We start from the raw sequence: 21,537 nt of genomic DNA, 5'->3' as shown, positions 1-21,537 counted from the left end.
CCTTCGACCGTACCCGCCCCAGCGGTCCCGCCCGCCCCAACGGTCTCGCCCGCCTCGCCAGTCCCGCCCGTCGCTCCCTTGTTGCTCGTCGCTCCCTTGTCGCCCGTTGCTCCCCTGTCGCCCGTCGCTCCTGTTGCTCCCGTCGCAGGGGCACCGCCGCCCGGCAGGCACAGGGTGACCAGCAGCGCCGCCAGTGCCGCGCCCGCCGCGATCAGGAAGACCAGCTGGTACGCGTGGAGCGTCGGGGCCGTTCTGCCGCCCACCCGGAACGTGATGTTGGCGAGGACCGCCGCCACCGTCGCGCTGCAGAACGCCTGCCCGATCGACCGCATCAGTGTGTTGAGGCCGTTGGCCGCACCGGTCTCGCTCACCGGGACGCCGCGCATGACCAGCGCGGGGAGTGCCGAGTACGCGATGGCCGTGCCCGAGGCGACGACCGTGGCGCCCGCGATGATCAGCCAGAGGTTGTGGCTGGTGAAGTACCGCACCACGTAACCGGAGCCGATCACCCCGGCCGCCAGCGCCAGGCTGACCTTCGGGCCGTACTTCACGGAGATCCGCGCCGATACCGGTGAGAGCACCACCATCATCACGCCGCCCGGCAGCAGACACAGGCCGCTGACGACGAGCGAGGCGCCCAGCCCGTAACCCGTCTCCTTCGGCTCCTGCACCATCTGCGCGGTGACCAGGGAGTTCGCGTAGAAGGCGAAGCCGATCAGCAGGGCGGCGATGTTGGTGAGCAGGACCGCGGGGCGGGCCGAGACTCGCAGGTCGACCATGGGTGAGACCACCCGGAGCTCGTACGCGCCCCAGATCAGCGCCACGACGACGGCCGCCACCAGCAGGCCGACCGTACGGCCCGAGGTCCAGCCCCAGCCGGCGCCCTGGGTGACCGCGAGCAGCAGACAGACCAGGGCCCCGGACAGCCCCAGCGCGCCGAGGGCGTCGAAGCGGCCACGGGTGCGTCGCGGGGATTCCGGTACGCACCACAGCACCAGCACGATGTCGATGACGCCGATCGCACCCGAGACCCAGAACATGGTGTGCCAGTCGAAGTTCTCGACGACGAGGGCGGCGACCGGCAGCCCGATCGCCGCGCCGATGCCGAGCGTCGAACTCATCAGCGCCACGGCGGACAGCACCCGCTCGGGCGGGAGTTCGTCGCGCAGGATGCTGATGCCCAGCGGCAGGACGGCGAGCGCCGCACCCTGCAGGGCGCGGCCGGTGATCAGTACCCCGATGTGCGAACTGACCGCGCACAGCACCGAACCCACCACCAGCACCAGCAGCGAGGCGACGAGCACCCGGCGCTTGCCGTACATGTCGCCGACCCGGCCCAGGACGGGCGTGAAGACGGCGCCGGTGAGCAGCGTGACGGTGACCAGCCAGCTCGCGGCGGCCGGGGTCGCGCCGGTGAGGGCCGGGATGTGCGGGAGCAGCGGGACGACGATCGTCTGCATCACCGCGACCACGACACCGCAGAACGCCAGCACACCGACGGCGAAGCGGGGATGCGGCGCCCGGGTGGCGGTGGTCGTGGTGCCGGTGGTCGGGGCGGGTATGTCCGCTGGCATGGCTCTCCGTACGGTGCTCGGCGGCTGGGGCGTCGTGCGATTGGCGGCGTGCGGGGCGGCGTGCGGCTGCGCCGGGCGGCCGGTGCGGAGGGCACGGCTCAGACGTGCGGAAGGCACGACGCAGGGGGGTGCACGCGTGTTCACCCCCAGGGTAAACGCTTGTGCACCCCCTCGGCGACCGGAATCCCGGACATCGCGTTAGCCTCGAAGCCCCGGGCTCAGGGTCCGGACGACACGGACGAGAAGGCGAAGGTGGCTGCGATGGCGAAGGTTCCGGCAGCGGCGGTGGCGGCGAGCGGGCTGGTCGGCGGGTACGCCGTCGCGCGATGGACCGGGAAGCGGCCGCTGGGCGGGGCCGCACTGGCCGCCGCGGGCACGGCCGCCGCGTACCAGTGGAACCGGCAGGCCGGGCCGCGTGCGGCCGTCGGGCTGACCACGGCGTACGTCGCGGCGTTCGCCGGTTCGCACCCGCTGGCCAAGAAGGTCGGCGCCTGGCCCGCCGTCTTCGCCGTGGCGGGCAGCATGGCCGCCGCGTCGTGGGCGGTCACCCGCCGGGCCGCCTGAAGCACATACGAAGCACAGCAGCCCCGCCAGCGCGCCCACCACCGTGCCGTTGATCCGGATGAACTGGAGATCGCGGCCGATGTGCGCCTCGATCTTCTTCGACGTCTGGTCCGCGTCCCAGCTCGCGACCGTGTCGCTGATCAGCGAGGTGATCTCCGTGCGGTAGGTCGTGACGACATAGACCGCCGCGTCCTCCAGCCAGCCGTCCAGCTTCGCCTGCAGCCGTTCGTCCGTCGCCAACCGCGCCCCCAGCGCCATCAGCGAGGCCCGCGCCCGCAGCCGCAGCTCGCTCTGCTCGTCCTCCGCCGCCGCGATGATCATCGTGCGTACGGACGACCAGGCCGAGGCGATGACGTCCTGGACCTCGGCGCGTCCCAGGATCTCCGACTTCAGCCGCTCCACCCGGGCCCGGGTGTCCGAGTCCGTCTGGAGGTCGGCCGCGAAGTCGGTCAGGAACGTGTCGATCGAAGCACGCGCCGGGTGCCCGGGCATGTCCCGCATCTCCGTGACGAACCGCAGCAGTTCCTTGTAGACCCGCTCCCCGATCCGCTTGTCGACGAACCGCGGCGTCCAGCCCGGGGCCCCGCCCTGCACCGCGTCCATCACCGAATCGCCGTGCAGCACCAGCCAGTCGTGGGCGCGTACGCAGATCAGGTCCACCACCCTGCGGTGGCCGCCGTCCGAGACGATCTTGTCCAGCATCTTGCCGAGGCCCGGCCCGATCTCCACCGCGTCGGCCCGCCGGGTGATGGCCTCGCCCACCACGGCCTGCACATCCGAATCCCGCAGCACCGTCAGCGCCCCGCGCAACGCGGTCGACAGCTCGGCGGTGACCCGGTCCGCGTGCTCCGGCTCGGCCAGCCACGCACCGACGCGGCGGCCGACACCGAGCGCGTGGATACGGCCCCGCACGACATCACCGGAGAGAAAATTCTCACCGACGAAGGAACCCAGCGACGCTCCCAACTGGTCCTTCTTGGTGGGGATAATGGCGGTGTGCGGGATCGGCAGGCCGAGCGGACGCTTGAACAGCGCCGTGACGGCGAACCAGTCGGCCAGCGCACCGACCATCCCCGCCTCGGCGGCCGCGGCGACGAAGCCCGGCCAGCCGCCCACACCCGCGTTCTTCGCCCAGGTGGCGAGTACGTACACGAGCGCGACCAGCAGAAGGAGGCCCGTCGCCGTGGTCTTCATCCGGCGCACACCGCGCCGCTTCTCCTCGTCGGCCGCGGTGTACGCGAACGAGGCGAGTGGGGCGGGCCGGCCGCCGGGCGCCCGCGCCCCGGCACGCTCCTGCTGCCGCGCAGCCTCGCCCCCGGCCTCAGCCCCGGCTCCGGCTCCGGCTCCGGCTCCGGTCCGATCGTTCCGTTCCATCCGCTCCACCCGTCCGCGTACGCCTCGCCCCCGGTGTCCCGTACGCATTGTCCCTGCCTGACCTACTCCCGGGCCGCACGTCGAGTTCCCGAAGCCCTGATCCATCATGGGATCAGTCCGATTGATCATGAGGAGACACACCGCCCATGCCCAGGCGCCAGGGGTACGCCCTGCTCATCGCCCTCGTGGCGGGCACCGCCGCCCTCGCCGCCGCCGTGGCGTTCGCCGGCTCCCTGCTGTTCTCCGGCTCCGGCGCCCGGCCGCAGCAGATCGCCGTACCCGACCCGCGCTCCCTGGCCCGTACGCCGGCCGCCGCCGCGCACTCCACCGGCCTCTGGGCCGCGACGTGGACGGCGGCCCCCGTCACCGGGGTCGTCGACTCCTACAACAGCAGCGCGCTCAACCGGCGCACCATCCGTAACGTCGTGCACACCAGCATCGGCGGCGACGCGGCCCGCATCACCCTCTCCAACGCCTTCGGCACCCGCCCGCTGGTCATGGACCGCGTCACCGTGAACACCCGCCCGGTGACGTTCGCGGGCGCCCGCACCGTGACCGTGGCGGCCGGCGGGCAGGTCGTCAGCGACCCGGTCGCGACCCCGGTCGCCGCCGACTCCGACCTGGTGGTCACCCTGCGCACCCCCACCGCCCGGGGGCCCGTCACCGTCCACCCTCGCAGCCACCAGACGTCGTACGTGGACACCGCGTGGGGCACCCGGCGGACCGACGGCTGGCGCTACCTCACCGCGGTCGACGTGCACACCCGGACCGCCGCCGGGACGATCGCCGTCATCGGCGACTCGCTCACCGCGGGCACCGGTTCCTCCCTCGACACGAACAGCCGCTGGCCCGATGTCCTCGCCGACCGGCTGGGCGGCCGGTACGGGGTGGCCAACGCGGGCATCGCGGGCAACCGCATCCTGCGCGACGGACGCGACGGACACGGCGTACGGGCGAGCGCCCGCTTCGACCGCGACGTGCTGGACGTCGCCGGAGTGAAGACCGTCGTCATCGCGCTCGGCATCAACGACGTGCAGCAGTCCCCGCAGGAGACCGACCCGCAGCGCATCGCGGACGGCCTGCGCGCCATGACCCTGCGCGCCCACGCCCGCGGACTCCAGGTCGTCGGGGCGACACTGATGCCGTACGAGGGGTACCCCACCTGGACGCCCGCGAGCAACGGCGTAAGGGAACGGGTCAACGCACTGATCCGGGCGGGCGGGATCTTCGACTCCGTCATCGACTTCGACGCGGCGGCCCGTGACCCCCACCGCCCGACACGGCTCCTGCCCGCCCACGACAGCGGCGACCACCTCCACCTGAACGACGCGGGCTACCGGCAGCTGGGCTCGCTGGTGGACCTGCCGACTCCGGCGTACGAGCAGCCCCGGTCCGACCAGCTCTGACGCTCGGCTCCGACGGGCGGCACGACGAACGGCTGGACGAACGGCTGGACGGGGCGGCTCAGTCCGACGGACCCTTCTCCAGCCGGCCACGCCCGCGTCCCCTCCCGTGCTCCCCGTCCAGCTCCTGCTGCCGTTCCCGCAGCCGCCCCAGCTCCGCATCCCGCTGCCGCTGCTTCTCCGCCTTGCTCCGCTTGTGCTCCACACCGACGCCGCCCATCAGCGCGAAGCCGGTGATCCGCACCCGGGGGGCGTCCGGCGACGGAACGCCCTCGTCCTTCGAGCGCTCCCCGAAACCGCCCATGAAGCCGAAGCCCCGGACGTCCACGTTCAGCTCGGGCGGAACCGTCACCTGGATCCCGCCCATGATCGTGATGCAGCGGATGACCACCTCGCGGTCCTCGAAATTCGCCTCGCGCAGATCGATCTCGCCGCCGCCCCACATCGCGAACGCGGTGAACTTGCGGCCCACCGTCCAGTTCCCCCGCCGGCCGAATCCGCCCCACATCGCGAACGCGCCGCTGGACGTCGCGGGCTTGCCGATCCGGTCCGCCCACCGCTTCTGCGATCCGGTCCGCGCCGGGGCCGCCCCCACCGGGGCCACCGCTGCGCCCGGCGCCGGAAGATCCCGTACCAGCGGCTCCAACTCCCCGTGCGTACGGGCCTTGTAGGTCGCTTCGAGCCGCTGCTCGAACTCCGCCATCTCCAGCCGGCCCTCGGCAACCGCCTCGCGCAGGGTCTCGGCGACACGCTCACGCTCGGAATCGGAAGCACGCATTTCCGGAAGGTCACTTGTCATACCGCGCAGCCTATTGAACGTCCGTACGTCCGTCCCAGCCCTACATGCCGGTGGCCGACTCATACATCTTCGCGATCACGGCCTCGATGTCCGGCTCCCGCACCGAGAGGTCGACCAACGGGTAGTCCGCGGCGATCCGGGCGACCAGTGGGGCGGCCGACTCCGAGGCCGGGAAGGCCAGCCACTGCCGCGGGCCCTCCACCTTCACCGTACGGACCGAGGGCGTCGACTCCAGCCGGATCGGCGGCAGTTGGCGCTCAAGATCGACCACCAGCGTCCGCTCGCTCTCCCCCACCTCGTGCAGACCGGCGAGAGCCCCGTCGTACATCAGACGGCCGTGGTCGATCACCATCACCCGCTTGCAGAGCTGCTCGATGTCCGTCAGATCATGGGTGGTGAGCAGCACCGTCGTGCCGCGTTCGGCGTTCAGATCCCGCAGGAAGCCGCGGACCTTCGCCTTGGAGACGACATCCAGCCCGATCGTCGGCTCGTCCAGATACAGCACCTCGGGATCGTGCAGCAGCGCCGCCGCGATGTCACCGCGCATCCGCTGCCCCAACGACAGCTGCCGCACCGGAACGTCCAACAGCTCGCCCAGGTCGAGGAGTTCGACACAACGGCCCAGGTTCTCCCGGTACCGCGCGTCGGGAATCCGGTACATCCGGTGCATCAGCCGGTACGAGTCGCGCAGCGGCAGATCCCACCACAACGTGGTGCGCTGGCCGAAGACCACACCGATCCGGTGCGCCAGCCTCGTGCGCTCCCGCGAAGGGTCGATGCCCGCCACCCGCAGCCGGCCTCCGCTCGGGGTGAGGATCCCGGTCAGCATCTTGATCGTGGTCGACTTCCCGGCACCGTTCGGACCGATGTAACCGACCATCTCGCCGCGCGCGACGCGGAAGCTGATCGAATCGACCGCCCGTACCCGCCGGCGTTCGCTGCGCATGAATCCGGTCCTGCGACGCACGTCGAAGACCTTCTCCACCTGGTCGAGCTCGATGAAGCCGGAGGGGGTTTCCGCGTCCATGTCCGGTGACCTGTCCCGTTCGTAGTGGTGGATCAACTTCCTGTACTGCGGTACGCCCGCAGCCCCGAGCGCCAGCCCAGCCCGGCCGGCAGCCAGCACAGACCCGCCACCACCGGGGGCAGGAACGCCACCCAGACCGGCAGATCCAGCGGATAGTCCCGGCCCAGCACGTACAGCGCGGGCAGCCAGTTCACGAAGGCCAGCGGCACCACGAACGTCACCCCGCGCACCAGGTCCTTCGCGAAGACCGACGGCGGGTACTGGAGCAGAGTGTTCCCGCCGTACGTGAAGGCGTTCTGCACCTGCGAGGCGTCCTGCGCGACGAACTGGAACGCCGCCCCCGCCACGAACAGCGCCCCGAAGACCGCCGCCCCGCTCAGCAGCATCATCGGCATCAGGGCCACCTTCAGCGGCGTCCACTCGATGTCCAGTGCCACCAGCGCGTACCCCAGCACCAGCACCCCCTGGAGCACCCGCCCCAGCCTGCGCAGCGCGAACCGGTCCGCCGCCACCTGGGCCAGCACCGGGACCGGCCGCACCAGCAACGTGTCCAGCGTGCCGTCACGCACCCGCGCGCCCAGCCGGTCCATCGAACCCAGCAACAGATCGGCGAGACCGAACGCGGTGCCCGACACCCCGTACAGCAGGGCGATCTCGGGCAGTGTGTAGCCGCCCAGCCGGTCCACGTGCGAGAACATCAGCAGGATCGCGACGAAGTCGAAGGCGGTCGCCGCGAAGTTCCCGAACGCCGTCATGGCGAACGAGGCACGGTAGGCCATCGTCGAGCGCAGCCACATCATCGCGATCAGCCCGTACGCCCTGACCCCCTCGACGAACCGGGGCCGCTCGGCGAACACCACGTCGGGCCAGTGGCCGGGACGGCCGCCAGGACCGTCCGCCGCCCCGGCCACCTCCACCGCACCGGTCGTGTCAGCCACCCTGGACCACCACCCTCCTCGTCGCCACCGACTGCACCATCCGCCCCACCAGCAGCAGCGCCAGCGCCCAGCCGGCCTGGAAGGCGTACGCCCTCACCAGCTCCCAGCCCGGGTACTTGCCGAGGAACACATCGACCGGCACCTGGAGCAGCGACGACCACGGCAGCGCCCGCGCGACGTCCCCCAGCACCCCGGGGAACAGCGTCAGCGGAAGCAGCATCCCGGAGAAGAACATCCCGGCCAGCCAGGCCATCTGCGCCGTCCCCGCCCCGTCCAGCAGCCAGAACGCGGAGAGCGCCACCAGATAACGGATCGCGAAGCTCACCACGACGCCGAGCCCCACCGACACCAGGAAGGCAAGCCAGACTCCCGGCGAGGAGGGCAGCGCCAGATCGAAGGCGAGCGAACCCACCAGCATCGGCACGATGCCCCGCCCCAGCAGATGGAACGCGGCCCGGCCCAGATCGCCCGCCAGCCACCACAGTTGGAGATCGGCGGGCCGGTAGAGATCGACCGCGATGTCGCCGGTCCGGATCCGCTCGATCAGCTCGTCCTCGAAACCGCCGCCCATCATGGAACAGGTCATCAGCAGCGCCTGCCCCAGCCAGACATAGCTGAGGGCCTGCGACATGTCGTAGCCACCGAGCTGCGGACGCTCGTCCCACAACGCCACATAGGTGTACGCCAGGATGAACCCGAAGACGGTGTTGGTGAAGACCCCGGCCGCCGTGGCGGTCCGGTAGGTGGCGTAGCGCCGGAACTGTCCCGCCGCCACCACCGCGTAAAGCCGCACCGCACACACCCCCGATCGCCGGGTGCCCAACGGCTTTGGACACCAAAGCGCAAGACCTTAGTCCAGCGGGGACAGCCGCCGCGACCGCTTTTCGGGGGCCGATTCGGGGTCGATCCGGCGCTTATTCCCCAGAAAAGGGCACTATGGGGGAACTGACCGCGGCCGAGGAGTCTGCACGGACATGAGCGACGAGCCACAGCAGCCGAACGGGGAACACGAGCCCCGGGGCTGGGCCCCCAGGGATCCGGCTGCCCACGGCACCACCGGAGCGTCCGGCGGACCGGGCGGCGATCCCGGAAACGGAAGTGGCGGCGGGACAGCGAAGAAACCCAAGCGCCCCAGACGCACCGGATGGCGCCGTGCCGTCCCCACCTGGCGGATGGTCCTCGGCGCCGTCCTCGTCGTCGCGCTGCTCCTGATCGGCGGCTTCATCGCCGGGTACGAACTCGTCGACATCCCGCCCGCCAACGCCAGCGCCACCGCCCAGTCCAACGTCTACCTCTACAAGGACGGCAGCGTCCTCGCCCGCTCCGGCGAGGTCAACCGGGAGAACGTCAAGCTCGCCCAGGTCCCGCTGACCGTCCAGCGGGCGGTCCTCGCCGCGGAGGACCGCGGCTTCTACTCCGAACGGGCCGTCGACCTCAAGGCCATGGCCCGCGCCGCCTTCAACACACTCACCGGCAAGGGCAAACAGGGCGGCTCGACGATCACCCAGCAGTACGTCAAGAACTACTACCTGGGCCAGGAACAGACCCTCGTCCGCAAGGCCAAGGAGTTCTTCATCGCGGTCAAGCTCAACCGCGAGGAGTCCAAGGACCAGATCTTCGAGGGCTACCTCAACACCAGCTACTTCGGCCGCAACGCGTACGGCATCCAGGCCGCCGCCCAGGCCTACTACTCCAAGGACATCGGCGAGATCACCACCGCCGAGGGCGCCTACCTCGCCTCGCTGCTCAACGCCCCCAGCGCCTACGACGTCGTCGTCCATCCCCAGAACAAGGCCGCCGCCCTCGGGCGCTGGAACTACGTACTCGACGGCATGGTCAAGGAGAAGTGGCTCGGCGCGGCCGAACGCGCCGCCATGAAGTTCCCCGTACCCGGCAAGGTCAAGCCGTCCACCGGGCTCTCCGGACAGCGCGGCTACATCGTCCAGGCCGTCGAGGACTACCTCACCGGCAACGACGTCATCGACGAGGACACCCTCGCCACCGGCGGCTACCGGATCACCACCACCCTGGAGAAGAAGAAACAGGACGCCCTCGTCAAGGCCGTCGACGACAACGTCATGTCCCAGACCAGCCCCGACCGCAAGGCCGACCGCAACGTACGCGTCGGCGGCGCCTCCATCGACCCCGGCAGCGGCCGTGTCGTCGCCATGTACGGCGGCGTCGACTACACCAAGCAGTACGTGAACAACGCGACCCGCCGCGACTACCAGGTCGGCTCCACCTTCAAGCCCTTCGTCTTCACCTCCGCCGTCGCCAACCGCTCCACCACCCAGGACGGCCGGCGCATCACCCCCAACACCGTCTACGACGGCACCAACAAACGCATGGTCCAGGGCCCCGACGGACCCACCGGCTACGCCCCCGCCAACGAGGACGACATCGACTACGGGCCCATCACCGTCTCCACCGCCACCGACAAGTCCGTCAACGCCGTCTACGCCCAGATGGCCGAGGACGTCGGCCCCGGCAAGGTCAGACAGACCGCCATCGACCTCGGCCTGCCGAAGAACACCCCCGACCTCACCGCGTACCCGTCCAACGCCCTCGGCGTCGCCACCGCCAGCGTCCTCGACATGACCGAGGCGTACGCCACCCTCGCCAACCACGGCCGGCACGGCGCCTACCTCCTCGTCGACCGGATCACCAAGGGCGGCGAGGACCTCGAACTCCCCGACGGCGGCCACACCGGGCAGGCGGTCGGCCGCGAGGCCGCCGACACCACGACCTCGATCCTCCGGAGCGTCGTCGAGAGCGGCACCGGCACCGCCGCCCAGGCCGCCGGACGCCCCGCCGCGGGAAAGACCGGCACCGCCGAGGAGGACAAGGCGGCCTGGTTCGCCGGCTACACCCCCGACCTCACCACCGTCATCGCCGTCATGGGCCAGGACCCCGAGACCGGCGTGCAGAAGCCGCTGTACGGGGCGCTCGGGCTCGCCCGCATCAACGGCGGCGGCGCCCCCGCCCAGACCTGGGCCCAGTACACCGAGGCCGCCCTGCGCTCCACCCCGGCCACGGACTTCGACCTCGAACTCGAAAGCGGCGCCGAGGAATCCGCCCCGCCCACCGACGAGGCGACCAACCCCCAGGACACCGGAACACCCTCCGAGAACACGTCAAGCACCCCGCCCAGCACCCCCGGATCCACCCCGCCCAGCAGCCCGGCGACCCCCGGCAGCAGCGAACCGGCGACCGGCGGCACCGGCACCGGCAGCCCCAGCGACGGCACGACGGACAACGGCGGCGCACAGAACGGCGGCGGTGACAACGGCGGCCCGCGCGGCGGCGAGAACGGCGGCGGGCAAGGGCCCGGGGGCGGCGGCAACGGCGGCCGGGAAGGCAGCGCATTCCTCCCCGGCACCCGGGGCACCCCGGCCCCGCGTCAGTGACCCGAGGTCGCCTTCAGCCCGACGACGGCCACCAGCAGCAGACAGACGAAGAAGATCCGGGCGGCGGTCACGGGCTCGTTCAGCACGACCATGCCCAGCACCGCCGCACCGGCCGCACCGATACCCACCCACACGCCGTACGCCGTACCGATCGGCAGCGTCCGGGCCGCATGGGACAGCAACACCATGCTCGCGACGATCCCGAGACCGGTGAACACGCTCGGCCAGAGCCGGGTGAACCCCTCGGTGTACTTCATCCCGATCGACCAGGCCACTTCCAGCAGACCGGCGACAACAAGCAGAACCCAGGCCATGACGGCACCTCCGACGAGACAGAACACGCGAACAACACGGGTGCGTCGTCTTTTCGAAGCCCGGTACGGCGCGTCTCGTCGGGGTCACACCACCGTAGCAAAGAACACGCAAAGGGCCTGGTGACGCCGGTCACCAGGCCACACCACCACTACTGCCGCCGTCGCCGCCGCGGCAGTCCGCTACAGATACAGCCCGGTGGAATCCACCGACCCCTCGAACCGGTCGGCCGCCACCGCGTGCAGGTCCCGCTCGCGCATCAGCACGTACGCCACCCCGCGCACCTCGACCTCCGCACGGTCCTCGGGGTCGTACAGCACCCGGTCGCCCGGCTCCACCGTCCGCACGTTCTGACCCACCGCGACCACCACGGCCCAGGCCAGCCGGCGGCCGACCGCGGCCGTCGCCGGGATGAGGATGCCGCCACCGGAACGCCGCTCGCCCTCGGGCGTATCGGACCGGACCAGCACACGGTCGTGCAGCATGCGGATGGGCAGTTTGTCGTCGGTGTTCTCGCTCACGCCCCGCAACCTACCTGCCCGCGGCGGCGCCACGCCCCTCCGGGGTGCGCGGGCGCGGCATCAGCCCCTGCGGCGCCGCTTCGACGCCACGACCAGACCCACGACACCCACCGCGAGCAGCGCCGCCGGGACCACCCGCTCCAGACGCGGAGCCCCGTCCTCGGAGACGAACTGTGCCCTCACGTCCGACACCGCCCGGTTCACCGCGACGAACGCCCGCCCGGCCGTCCGGTCGACGGCCTCGGCGGCCTTCGCCTTCATGTCACCAATGATCGTGTCCGGGTGCACCCGCACCCCGATCTCATCGAGCACCACCGCGAGCTGCTCACGCCTGGTGATGATGTCCGCCTCGATCTGCGCAGGGGTCCTGGCATCCGACACTGCGCCGCCTCCGTGGTCCTCGTCCGGTAAACCTTCGTCGACAGTCTGTCAGCTCGACCGCCCGCACACCCGGCGGCACCCCTATTACGCTCGGTCCCGTACACCCCACGTGCCACCCGAGGAGAACCATGAGCGAGCGACTCCAGCCCGGCGACACCGCCCCCGCCTTCACCCTGCCCGACGCCGACGGCAACGAGATCTCGCTCGCCGACCACAAGGGCCGCAAGGTCATCGTCTACTTCTACCCGGCCGCCCTCACCCCCGGCTGCACCAAGCAGGCCTGCGACTTCACCGACAACCTGGAGCTGCTCACCGGTGCCGGCTACGACGTCATCGGCGTCTCCCCCGACAAGCCCGAGAAGCTCGCCAAGTTCCGCGAGAAGGAGAACCTCAAGGTCACGCTGGTCGGCGACCCCTCCAAGGAGACCCTTGAGGCGTACGGCGCCTTCGGCGAGAAGAAGCTCTACGGCAAAACGGTGACGGGCGTCATCCGCTCCACAATCGTCGTGGACGAGGACGGCAAGGTCGAGCGCGCCCTCTACAACGTCAAGGCCACCGGCCACGTCGCCAAGATCATCAGGGACCTCGGCATCTGACCCCACCCGTCGCGTGATTCCGTGACGCGTGTTCCCGTCGCTTGATTCCGGCGCGTGTTTCCGGCGCGTGATTCCGTCGTGTGCGTGCGAAACATGTGACCGGAACATGTGACGGACATCCCAATCGACCGTCCCCCCGGTTTGCGACCGCCATGACCGCGCAGAAGCCTGTCCTGGAGCACTCAACCAGGAAAGGACCGGCCATGGCGGCTTCCGACCCCCACCTGGCGGCCGACCCTGAAGCGGTCAAACGCCACCCGACCCTCTTCCGGGCCATCCGGCAGCGGAGAAACCCCAGGCTGCGCAGGTCGGACATCACCGTCACCGACGACCGGGCGGTCAAGCGGGCGGTGAAGGCGGCCTCCCTGGGGAACGCCATGGAGTGGTTCGACTTCGGGATCTACTCCTATCTGGCCGTCACCCTGGGTCATGTCTTCTTCCCGTCCGGGAACGACACGACCCAGCTCCTCTCCTCGTTCGCGACCTTCGCCGTGGCCTTCCTCGTACGGCCCCTCGGCGGCATGGTCTTCGGGCCGATGGGCGACAAGATCGGCCGCAAGAAGGTCCTCGCCCTCACCATGATCCTGATGGCGGTCGGCACCTTCGCCATCGGCGTCATCCCCTCCCACGACACCATCGGCCTCTGGGCCCCCGCGCTGCTGATCTTCTTCCGCCTGGTGCAGGGCTTCTCCACCGGCGGCGAGTACGGCGGCGCGTCCACCTTCATCGCCGAGTACGCCCCCGACAAGCGCCGCGGCTACTTCGGCAGCTTCCTCGAATTCGGCACCCTGGCCGGCTACGTCGGCGCCGCCGGACTCGTCACCGCGCTGACCGCGGTCCTGGACACCGGCCAGATGGAGTCCTGGGGCTGGCGCATCCCGTTCCTCGTCGCGGGCCCCCTCGGCCTGGTCGGCCTCTATCTGCGGCTGCGCCTGGACGAGACCCCCGCCTTCCAGAAGCTGGAGGGCGGCACCGTCCACGCGTCGGAGGCCGCCGACCACGTCGAGACCACCGCCAAGGGCGACCTCGCGAGGATCTTCCGGCAGTACTGGCCGACGCTGATCCTCTGCATCTGCCTGGTCGGCGCGTACAACATCACCGACTACATGCTGCTGTCGTACATGCCGACCTACCTCTCCGACGAACTCGGCTACAGCGAGACCCACGGCCTGCTCATCCTGCTCGCGGTCATGGTCTTCCTGATGCTGATCATCAGTCAGGTCGGCAGGCTCTCCGACCGCTTCGGCCGCAAGCCGCTCCTGATGACCGGCATGCTCGGCTTCTTCTTCCTCTCCCTCCCCGCCTTCCTGCTCATCCGCCAGGGCGGCATCCCCGCCATCACGACCGGCATGCTGATGCTGGGCCTCTCCCTGGTCTGCATGCTGGGCACGATGTCCGCCGCTCTCCCGGCCCTCTTCCCCACCCCGGTCCGCTACGGCTCGCTCTCCGTGGGCTACAACCTCTCCGCCTCCCTCTTCGGCGGCACGACTCCCCTGGTGATCACGGCACTGATCAGCTGGAGCGGCAGCAACCTGATGCCGGCCTTCTACGCGATGGCGGCGGCGCTGGTCGGCGTGATCGCCGTGGCCTGCATGAAGGAAACCGCCCGGAAACCCCTGGCCGGCTCCCCGCCCTCGGTGGAGACGGAGGAGGAGGCGGCGGAACTGTGCGCGGCCCAGACGCCCGAGCCGAAGTTCTGAACCGGCCACCCCCACCTGGCGGAATGGCCTGCGCCGCTTCAGCCGCAACCGAAACGGTGCAGGCTATTCCACATCTTTCCGCCGCACCGCGCCCTTCGCGAGATCGGCGTCCCGTATCGCTGTGAATCATGCGGCAACCCAGGCAGGTGGCCGGAACAGCCCTTCACACTCCAGATCGACCACATCAACGGTGACCGGCTCGACAACCGACCCGAGAACCTTCGCCACCTCTGCCCAACTGCCAGTCCCTCACTGACACTTGGTGCCGGAACCGGCGACCTGCCGAATCAGTCACCGCATAACCCTTCGGGTCTGCACAGCCTGTCCTTGTAGACTGCCAGAGACGCGCGAGTGCTGGAATTGGTTAGACAGGCTGGTTTTAGGTACCAGTGCCCTAGCGGCGTGAGGGTTCGAGTCCCTCCTCGCGTACCTCCAGTGACAGGCCCGGCCCGCTTCCGTAGTGGGCCGGGCCTGTCACGTTCACGGAGACGTCGTCACCCCAACAGCTCCCGCACCACCGGCACCAACGCCCGGAACGCCTTGCCCCGGTGGCTGATCGCGTTCTTCTCCGCCGGGGTCAGTTCCGCGCAGGTGCGGGTTTCGCCCTCGGGCTGGAGGATCGGGTCGTAGCCGAAGCCGTTCGTGCCGGCCGGGGTGTGGCGCAGGGTGCCCAGCAGGCGGCCCTCGACCACGCGTTCCGTGCCGTCGGGGAGGGCGAGGGCGGCCGCGCAGGCGAAGTGGGCGGCGCGGTGGGCCTCGTCGATGTCGGAGAGCTGGGCCAGGAGCAGATCCAGGTTGGCCTGGTCGTCGCCGTGGGTGCCGGCCCAGCGGGCGGAGAAGATGCCGGGGGCGCCGCCGAGCACGTCCACGCAGAGGCCGGAGTCGTCGGCTACGGCCGGAAGGCCGGTGGCCCTGGCGAGGGCGTGGGCCTTGAGCAGGGCGTTCTCGGCGAAGGTGACGCCGGTTTCCTTGACGTCGGGGATGTGGGGGTACGCGTCCGCGCCGACGAGCTCATGGGTGAGGCCGGCGTCAGCGAGGATCGCGTGGAGTTCAGTGATCTTCCCGGCGTTGCGGGTGGCGAGGATGAGGCGGGTCATGTCACCCAGTATCGCGGGGGATCAGGGCATGCAGACCTTGCCGATCTCCTCGGCGGCGTCGGTGACCGGGGTGATGTCGGGGGTGGCGTCGCCCTTGTCGATGGAGTCGCGGACGTTGCCGATGCCGGACTGCAGGTCGTCGACGGCCTTGCCGAGGTCGGCGTTGTCGGTCTTGTCGCCGAGGTTGCCGAGTTCCTTCTCGATCTCGTCGAGGGCCTCGGACGCCTGGGTGGGGTCGCTCGTGGCGTTGGAGACGGCCTGTTGGAGGTTGTCGACGCTGGTGGTGATGGCGTCGACGGTGCGGACGCAGTCGACTGCCTTGTCGACGCCACTGCAGCCGGCTGTCGCGGTGAGGGTGAGGGCGGTCAGGGTCAGCGCGACGGTGATGCGGCGGTGGCGGGTGGCCATGGTGCGGTTCCTCTCCAGGTGCGGATACGCGGACGGGCGCACGGTTCGACCCGTGCGCCCGTGTTCGTAATGACGCGTTGTGGTGCGTATTTGGTTGCTTCTTTACTCGCCCAGGGTGCGGGCGAGGGCGTCGTTCTGGAAGACGGTGAGGTCCGCGCAGCCCGCGGTGGCCAGGTCGAGGAGGGCGCCCAGTTCCTTGCGGTCGAAGGGGGTGGCCTCGGCGGTGCCCTGGACCTCGACGAAGCGGCCGTCGCCGGTGCAGACGACGTTCATGTCGGTCTCGGCGCGGACGTCCTCCTCGTAGCAGAGGTCGAGGAGGGGGGTGCCGTCGACGATGCCGACGCTGATCGCGGAGACGGTGTCGGTCAGCGGCTTGCGGCCGTGCTTGACGATCTTCTTGTGCTGGGCCCAGCCGATGGCGTCGGCGAGGGCGACGTAGGCGCCGGTGATGGCGGCGGTGCGGGTGCCGCCGTCGGCCTGGAGGACGTCGCAGTCCAGGACGATGGTGTTCTCGCCGAGGGCCTTGTAGTCGATGACGGCGCGCAGGGAGCGGCCGATGAGCCGGCTGATCTCGTGGGTGCGTCCGCCGATCTTGCCGCGTACGGATTCGCGGTCGCCGCGGGTGTTGGTGGAGCGGGGCAGCATGGAGTACTCGGCGGTGACCCAGCCTTCGCCGCTGCCCTTGCGCCAGCGCGGGACGCCTTCGGTGACGGAGGCGGTGCAGAAGACCTTGGTGTCGCCGAAGGAGATGAGTACGGATCCTTCGGCGTGCTTGCTCCATCCGCGTTCGATGGTGACGGGGCGGAGCTGTTCGGGGGTGCGGCCGTCGATACGAGACATGGCGTCGACTTTATCGGGTGCGGGGGCGGCGCCCGTTCGGGTGCGGGGCGGTGCCCGTTCGAGTACGCGGCAGGCCCCGTCCGGGTGGGCGGGGCCTGTGCGGTGCCGAGCGGCCGGCTCAGCGAAGGGCTGGGCGGCCGGTCACATCATGTCTTCGATGTCGGCGGCGATGGGGTCGGCGTCGGTGCCGATGACGACCTGGATCGCGGTGCCCATCTTGACGACGCCGTGGGCCCCGGCGGCCTTGAGCGCGGCTTCGTCGACCTTGCTGGGGTCGTGGACCTCGGTGCGGAGGCGGGTGATGCAGCCTTCGATCTCGTCGATGTTCTCGATACCGCCGAGCCCGGCGACGATCTTCTCAGCCTTGCTGGCCATGGCCTTCTCCCTGGTTCTTCACATGCGTGCGACGGCCCACCCTGGGTCCGTTTCGTCACCGTAACGCACGTTTGGCCCAGCTTCGCGAGCGGGTGGCTGGACCGTCCCCAATGATGACGATCACCGGTGCCCTGTCTTCCAGGCGGGTTACGCACCGTACCTCAACTGGTCTACACCAGTCTGCAACGACCGCCGAACACGCCTTGTTCCGGGAGGATGCCGATGAGTTCGAGCAGCGCCGCAGTGCCACAGAAGACGTGGTGGAACGGCCTCTTCCAGGGTCTCCAGAAGATGGGACGCAGCCTCCAGCTGCCGATCGCCGTCCTGCCCGCGGCCGGCATTCTGAACCGGTTGGGCCAGCCGGACGTTTTCGGCGACGAGGGCCTGGGCTGGAACAACATCGCCAAGGTGTTCGCGGCGGCGGGCGGTGCGCTGCTCGACTCGGGACTCGGCCTTCCACTGCTGTTCTGCATCGGCGTCGCGATCGGCATGGCGAAGAAGTCGGACGGTTCGACCGCGCTCGCCGCGGTGGCCGGCTTCCTCGTCTACTACGCGGTGCTGCACGCCTTCCCGGTGGACTGCGCCCCGGGTTCGACGTTCACCTCCGGCGGCACCTGGTTCGGCACCTGTGTCACCGGCGACGCCAAGGTCACGGCGGCCGCGTACCAGAACCCCGGAGTGTTCGGCGGCATCGTGATGGGGCTGCTGTCCGCCTGGTTCTGGCAGCGGTACCACCGGGTCAAGCTGGTGGACTGGCTGGGCTTCTTCAACGGCCGCCGGCTCGTCCCGATCATCATGGCCTTCGTCGGGCTGCTCTTCGCCGGCCTGTGCGCCTGGCTGTGGCAGCCGATCGGTGACGGTCTGACCAGCTTCTCCAAGTGGCTGGTGGACCTGGACTGGGTGGGCTCCGGCATCTTCGGTCTCGCCAACCGCGCACTGCTGGTGATCGGCCTCCACCAGTTCCTGAACACCTTCGTCTGGTTCCAGTTCGGCGACTTCACCAAGCCGGACGGCACGGTCGTGCACGGTGACATCAACCGGTTCCTGGCGGGCGACCCGACGGCCGGCCAGTTCACCTCGGGCTTCTTCCCGATCATGATGTTCGCCCTGCCCGCGGCGGCGCTGGCGATCTACCACTGCGCCAAACCGCATCGCCGGAAGGCGGTCGGCGGCATGATGCTCTCGGTCGGCCTGACGTCGTTCGTGACGGGCATCACCGAGCCGATCGAGTACTCCTTCCTCTTCGTCGCACCGCTGCTGTACGCGATCCACGCGGTGCTCACCGGCGTCTCGATGGCGGTGACGTGGGCACTCGGGGTGAAGGACGGCTTCAGCTTCTCGGCGGGTCTGATCGACTACGTCATCAACTGGAGCCTGGCGACCAAACCCTGGCTGATCATCCCGATCGGGCTGGTCTTCGCCGCCGCGTACTACGTGATCTTCCGGTTTGCGATCACCAGGTTCAACCTCCAGACACCGGGTCGCGAGCCCGACGAGGTGGAGGAGGAAATCGAGAGGAACCTCACGAAGTAGCAGCTCGGACGGGCTTCCGGCCTGCCCGGAGCCGGCCCCCGAAGGCCCTCGGACCCATGCGGTCCGGGGGTCTTTTGCATGTCACCGAGCGTGGGTGATGGCTCATGCGAAGTAGTCGGAATGTACAGGTTCCTTATCCCGCACTCACCGTGCTACAACTGGTCTACACCACTGAGTGGTCCAGACCACGCGGCACTCTGCCGCGTTTCTAGAGTCGCCGCCTCCCCCCCAGTCAACGACCTGGGCGGCGCCTTGCCCCATGGAGGAAGTTGATGTCCACGGCAGACACCGCACCCGCGGTCACCAAGAAGAAGGGTGCCGGCGTGATGTCGGTCATGCAGCGCATCGGCCGCAGCCTCATGCTGCCGGTCGCGGTGCTGCCCGCAGCCGCGCTCCTGGTGCGTCTCGGCAACAACGACATGCTCGGCAGGGACTCGTTCCCGGACTTCGTCACCAAGATCGCGAGCTTCATGGCCGCGGGCGGCAACGCGATCCTCGACAACATGGCGCTGCTGTTCGCCGTCGGCATCGCGATCGGCTTCGCGAAGAAGTCGGACGGTTCGACCGCGCTCGCCGCCGTCACCGGCTACCTGGTCTTCCAGAAGGTGCTCGCCACCTTCACCGACAGCAACCTTCCCCAGGTCGCGACGGTGGTCGACGGCAAGGTCGTCATGACGGACGCCCCGGTGGACGCCAAGGTCCTCGGCGGTGTCGTGATGGGCATCGTCGTCGCGCTGCTCTACCAGAAGTTCTACCGGACGAAGCTGCCCGCCTGGGCCGGATTCTTCGGCGGCCGCCGCCTGGTCCCGATCCTCTCCGCCTTCGCGGGCCTGATCATCGGCATCGTCTTCGGTTACATCTGGCCGGTCCTCGGCACCGGGCTGCACAACTTCGGCGAGTGGCTGGTCGGTTCCGGCGCGGTCGGCGCGGGCATCTTCGGTGTCGCCAACCGTGCGCTCATCCCGGTCGGCATGCACCATCTGCTGAACTCGTTCCCGTGGTTCCAGGCCGGTGAGTTCCAGGGCAAGAGCGGCGACATCAACCGCTTCCTGGCCGGTGACCCGACGGCCGGACAGTTCATGACCGGCTTCTTCCCGATCATGATGTTCGCCCTCCCGGCCGCCTGCCTCGCCATCGTGCACTGCGCCCGCCCGGAGCGCCGCAAGGTCGTCGGCGGCATGATGTTCTCGCTCGCGCTCACCGCGTTCGTGACCGGTGTCACCGAGCCGATCGAGTTCACCTTCATGTTCATCGCCCCGGTGCTGTACGCGATCCACGCGGTGCTCACCGGTGTCTCGATGGCCCTCACCTGGGGCCTCGGCATGAAGGACGGCTTCGGCTTCTCCGCCGGTGCGGTCGACTTCTTCCTGAACCTCGGCATCGCCAGCAAGCCATGGATGCTGGTGCTGGTCGGCCTCTGCTTCGCGGTGATCTACTACGTGGTCTTCCGCTTCGCGATCACCAAGTTCAACCTGCCGACTCCGGGCCGTGAGTCGGACGAGGAGCTCGCCGAGCTCCTCAAGGCCGAGGCGAAGTAGGCCTCGCCCGGCACACGCCGAAGCCCTCACCTCCCCGGCGGGAGGTGAGGGCTTCGGCGTGTCCGCGACGGGGCGGCCCTCAGATCTCGTACACCGCCCCCGGCACCGCCACCTCCGCCGGTCCGTCGAAGACCACGCGGGCGTCGGCCAGGTTGCGGGCGGCGTCGGTCCACGGCGGGATGTGGGTGAGGACCAGGCGTCCCACGCCGGCCCTGGCGGCGGTCTCGCCGGCCTCGCGGCCGTTGAGGTGGAGGTCCGGGATGTCCTCCTTGCCATGGATGAACGATGCTTCGCACAGGAACAGATCGACGCCCTCGGCGAGTTCGTCCAGGGCCTCGCAGACTCCCGTGTCGCCGGAGTACGTCAGCGAGCGGCCGCCGTGCTCGATGCGGATCCCGAAGGTGTCGACGGGGTGGCAGAGCTTCTCCGTGCGGACGGAGAAGGGGCCGATCTCGAACGATCCGGGCTTCAGCGTGTGGAAGTCGAAGACCTCGCCCATCGCGTGCTCGGACGGGGTGTCGGCGTGCGCGGTGGTCAGCCGCTGCTCGGTTCCCTCGGGCCCGTAGACCGGGATGGGGGCGGGGCGTCCGCCGTCGTGCCGGTAGTAGCGGACGACGAAGTACGCGCACATGTCGATGCAGTGATCGGCATGGAGGTGACTGAGGAAAATGGCGTCGAGGTCGTAGAGACCGACATGGCGCTGCAGCTCGCCGAGGGCGCCGTTGCCCATGTCGAGGAGCAGCCTGAAGCCGTCGGCCTCTACGAGGTAGCTCGAACACGCTGATCCCGCGGACGGGAACGAGCCGGAGCAGCCGACGACGGTGAGCTTCATGGAGCGTGAACCTCCGAGACGTGGGAACGGGGAGGGTTCGTGCGGTCTGTTGAGCGGTCCGTCGAGCGTAAGGCGCGAAACAGCCGGTCGCTCCTCCACGGCCGTCCGTTGTGGGGGAACTCACCTGCTCTGTCACCGGTTCGATGGAAGGGGCGCCGACGCCGGTACGGTCGGGGCATGGACATGTCCTGGTGGTGGATCGCGCTCGTTCTTGTCGTGCTGCTCGCGCTCGTCGCGGCGGTCGCCGATGGGCGGGGGCGTGGCGGGCGTCGGCCCCGTGGAGGTTCCCGCGGGCAGCGCGATCACCCCGGGCCGGTC

The 21,537-nt window shown here is 69.7% G+C and carries 21 protein-coding genes, 1 tRNA gene, 1 pseudogene and 1 riboswitch; of the genes and pseudogenes, 9 read left to right on the top strand and 14 right to left on the bottom strand.

The genetic code is table 11. The annotated features are described in order from the left end of the window. The coding region (locus AADR41_RS33855; RefSeq protein WP_342285632.1) for an MFS transporter at positions 1 to 1,574 on the bottom strand (1,574 nt) is incomplete at its 3' end. Positions 1,575 to 1,835: 261 nt separating this feature from the next. Here AADR41_RS33855 and AADR41_RS33850 point away from each other — a divergent pair. After that, the gene (locus AADR41_RS33850) at positions 1,836 to 2,138 is read left to right on the top strand and encodes a hypothetical protein (protein ID WP_342285635.1); all 303 of its coding nucleotides are present in this window, start codon (positions 1,836 to 1,838) and stop codon (positions 2,136 to 2,138) included. 9 nt (positions 2,139 to 2,147) lie between these two features. Here the strand turns inward: AADR41_RS33850 and AADR41_RS33845 are convergent. Continuing rightward, a pseudogene (locus AADR41_RS33845) lies at positions 2,148 to 3,512 on the bottom strand (DUF445 domain-containing protein); the annotation flags it as partial. A 146-nt stretch (positions 3,513 to 3,658) separates the two neighbouring features. On the opposite strand from AADR41_RS33845, the gene AADR41_RS33840 reads away from it, so the two are divergent. Then, positions 3,659 to 4,918: an SGNH/GDSL hydrolase family protein gene (locus AADR41_RS33840; protein WP_342285631.1), complete on the top strand. Its 1,260-nt coding sequence runs from the start codon at positions 3,659 to 3,661 to the stop codon at positions 4,916 to 4,918. Positions 4,919 to 4,976: 58 nt separating this feature from the next. Here AADR41_RS33840 and AADR41_RS33835 read toward each other — a convergent pair whose 3' ends face one another. The 4 genes from AADR41_RS33835 to AADR41_RS33820 all read right to left on the bottom strand — a co-directional run bounded on the left by AADR41_RS33835 (position 4,977) and on the right by AADR41_RS33820 (position 8,472). Further along, a complete protein-coding gene (locus AADR41_RS33835; RefSeq protein WP_342285630.1) occupies positions 4,977 to 5,693 on the bottom strand; it encodes a DUF1707 SHOCT-like domain-containing protein in 717 nt (238 codons plus the stop codon). A 61-nt stretch (positions 5,694 to 5,754) separates the two neighbouring features. Next, positions 5,755 to 6,741, bottom strand: a complete 987-nt coding sequence (locus tag AADR41_RS33830; RefSeq protein ID WP_342285629.1) for an ABC transporter ATP-binding protein — start codon at positions 6,739 to 6,741, stop codon at positions 5,755 to 5,757. A gap of 32 nt (positions 6,742 to 6,773) precedes the next feature. Beyond that, positions 6,774 to 7,601, bottom strand: coding sequence for an ABC transporter permease (locus AADR41_RS33825; protein WP_342285634.1), 828 nt, complete (start codon positions 7,599 to 7,601; stop codon positions 6,774 to 6,776). A 70-nt stretch (positions 7,602 to 7,671) separates the two neighbouring features. Beyond that, entirely contained in the window at positions 7,672 to 8,472 is an 801-nt protein-coding gene (locus AADR41_RS33820; RefSeq protein ID WP_342285627.1) for an ABC transporter permease, read from the bottom strand. Positions 8,473 to 8,653: 181 nt separating this feature from the next. Between AADR41_RS33820 and AADR41_RS33815 the strand changes: the two genes are divergently transcribed. Beyond that, on the top strand, positions 8,654 to 11,086 hold the full coding sequence (locus tag AADR41_RS33815; protein WP_342285625.1) for a transglycosylase domain-containing protein: 2,433 nt from the start codon (positions 8,654 to 8,656) through the stop codon (positions 11,084 to 11,086). Here the strand turns inward: AADR41_RS33815 and AADR41_RS33810 are convergent. The 3 genes from AADR41_RS33810 to AADR41_RS33800 all read right to left on the bottom strand — a co-directional run bounded on the left by AADR41_RS33810 (position 11,080) and on the right by AADR41_RS33800 (position 12,300). Next, complete coding sequence (locus AADR41_RS33810) at positions 11,080 to 11,400, bottom strand: DMT family transporter (protein WP_124723313.1); 321 nt, start codon at positions 11,398 to 11,400, stop codon at positions 11,080 to 11,082. The genes AADR41_RS33815 and AADR41_RS33810 overlap by 7 nt on opposite strands. 39 nt (positions 11,401 to 11,439) lie before the next feature. Beyond that, a riboswitch (guanidine-III (ykkC-III) riboswitch) is annotated at positions 11,440 to 11,504 on the bottom strand. A 76-nt stretch (positions 11,505 to 11,580) separates the two neighbouring features. After that, entirely contained in the window at positions 11,581 to 11,919 is a 339-nt protein-coding gene (locus AADR41_RS33805) for a GroES family chaperonin (RefSeq protein WP_030923137.1), read from the bottom strand. Positions 11,920 to 11,979: 60 nt separating this feature from the next. Further along, positions 11,980 to 12,300 (bottom strand): DUF3618 domain-containing protein, encoded by a 321-nt coding sequence (locus tag AADR41_RS33800; protein WP_342285624.1) that lies wholly within the window; start codon positions 12,298 to 12,300, stop codon positions 11,980 to 11,982. A gap of 128 nt (positions 12,301 to 12,428) precedes the next feature. On the opposite strand from AADR41_RS33800, the gene bcp reads away from it, so the two are divergent. The 4 genes from bcp (at position 12,429) to AADR41_RS33780 (ending at position 15,025) form a co-directional block, all read left to right on the top strand. Beyond that, positions 12,429 to 12,896, top strand: coding sequence for a thioredoxin-dependent thiol peroxidase (bcp, locus tag AADR41_RS33795; protein WP_342285623.1), 468 nt, complete (start codon positions 12,429 to 12,431; stop codon positions 12,894 to 12,896). A gap of 203 nt (positions 12,897 to 13,099) precedes the next feature. Further along, positions 13,100 to 14,596 carry a glycine betaine/L-proline transporter ProP gene (proP, locus tag AADR41_RS33790; RefSeq protein ID WP_342285622.1) on the top strand — a complete coding sequence of 499 codons (1,497 nt, stop codon included), beginning with the start codon at positions 13,100 to 13,102 and terminating at the stop codon, positions 14,594 to 14,596. Between the two features lie 15 nt (positions 14,597 to 14,611). Further along, complete coding sequence (locus AADR41_RS33785; RefSeq protein WP_342285633.1) at positions 14,612 to 14,929, top strand: HNH endonuclease; 318 nt, start codon at positions 14,612 to 14,614, stop codon at positions 14,927 to 14,929. Between the two features lie 12 nt (positions 14,930 to 14,941). Then, positions 14,942 to 15,025: transfer RNA gene (locus tag AADR41_RS33780), tRNA-Leu, on the top strand. Between the two features lie 65 nt (positions 15,026 to 15,090). On the opposite strand, the gene rdgB is transcribed toward AADR41_RS33780, so the two are convergent. The 4 genes from rdgB to AADR41_RS33760 all read right to left on the bottom strand — a co-directional run bounded on the left by rdgB (position 15,091) and on the right by AADR41_RS33760 (position 17,316). Then, positions 15,091 to 15,693, bottom strand: coding sequence for an RdgB/HAM1 family non-canonical purine NTP pyrophosphatase (gene rdgB / locus AADR41_RS33775; RefSeq protein WP_342285621.1), 603 nt, complete (start codon positions 15,691 to 15,693; stop codon positions 15,091 to 15,093). Positions 15,694 to 15,714: 21 nt separating this feature from the next. Next, the gene (locus AADR41_RS33770; RefSeq protein WP_342285619.1) at positions 15,715 to 16,101 is read right to left on the bottom strand and encodes a hypothetical protein; all 387 of its coding nucleotides are present in this window, start codon (positions 16,099 to 16,101) and stop codon (positions 15,715 to 15,717) included. A 102-nt stretch (positions 16,102 to 16,203) separates the two neighbouring features. Next, complete coding sequence (gene rph / locus AADR41_RS33765; protein ID WP_342285617.1) at positions 16,204 to 16,941, bottom strand: ribonuclease PH; 738 nt, start codon at positions 16,939 to 16,941, stop codon at positions 16,204 to 16,206. A 141-nt stretch (positions 16,942 to 17,082) separates the two neighbouring features. After that, positions 17,083 to 17,316 (bottom strand): glucose PTS transporter subunit EIIB, encoded by a 234-nt coding sequence (locus tag AADR41_RS33760; protein WP_014156020.1) that lies wholly within the window; start codon positions 17,314 to 17,316, stop codon positions 17,083 to 17,085. Positions 17,317 to 17,538: 222 nt separating this feature from the next. Between AADR41_RS33760 and AADR41_RS33755 the strand changes: the two genes are divergently transcribed. Both AADR41_RS33755 and AADR41_RS33750 read left to right on the top strand, forming a co-directional pair. Beyond that, entirely contained in the window at positions 17,539 to 18,849 is a 1,311-nt protein-coding gene (locus AADR41_RS33755) for a PTS transporter subunit EIIC (protein ID WP_342285613.1), read from the top strand. Positions 18,850 to 19,121: 272 nt separating this feature from the next. After that, positions 19,122 to 20,387 (top strand): PTS transporter subunit EIIC, encoded by a 1,266-nt coding sequence (locus AADR41_RS33750; RefSeq protein WP_342285611.1) that lies wholly within the window; start codon positions 19,122 to 19,124, stop codon positions 20,385 to 20,387. Positions 20,388 to 20,466: 79 nt separating this feature from the next. On the opposite strand, the gene AADR41_RS33745 is transcribed toward AADR41_RS33750, so the two are convergent. Then, positions 20,467 to 21,219, bottom strand: coding sequence for an MBL fold metallo-hydrolase (locus AADR41_RS33745; RefSeq protein WP_342285609.1), 753 nt, complete (start codon positions 21,217 to 21,219; stop codon positions 20,467 to 20,469). Between the last annotated feature and the right edge of the window lie 318 nt (positions 21,220 to 21,537).

The sequence above is a fragment of the Streptomyces sp. CLV115 genome (assembly GCF_038448545.1).
GTDB lineage: Bacteria > Actinomycetota > Actinomycetes > Streptomycetales > Streptomycetaceae > Streptomyces > Streptomyces sanglieri.
The sequence above is the reverse complement of the archived record's forward strand: the minus strand, read 5'-3'. Positions and strand labels throughout refer to the sequence as shown.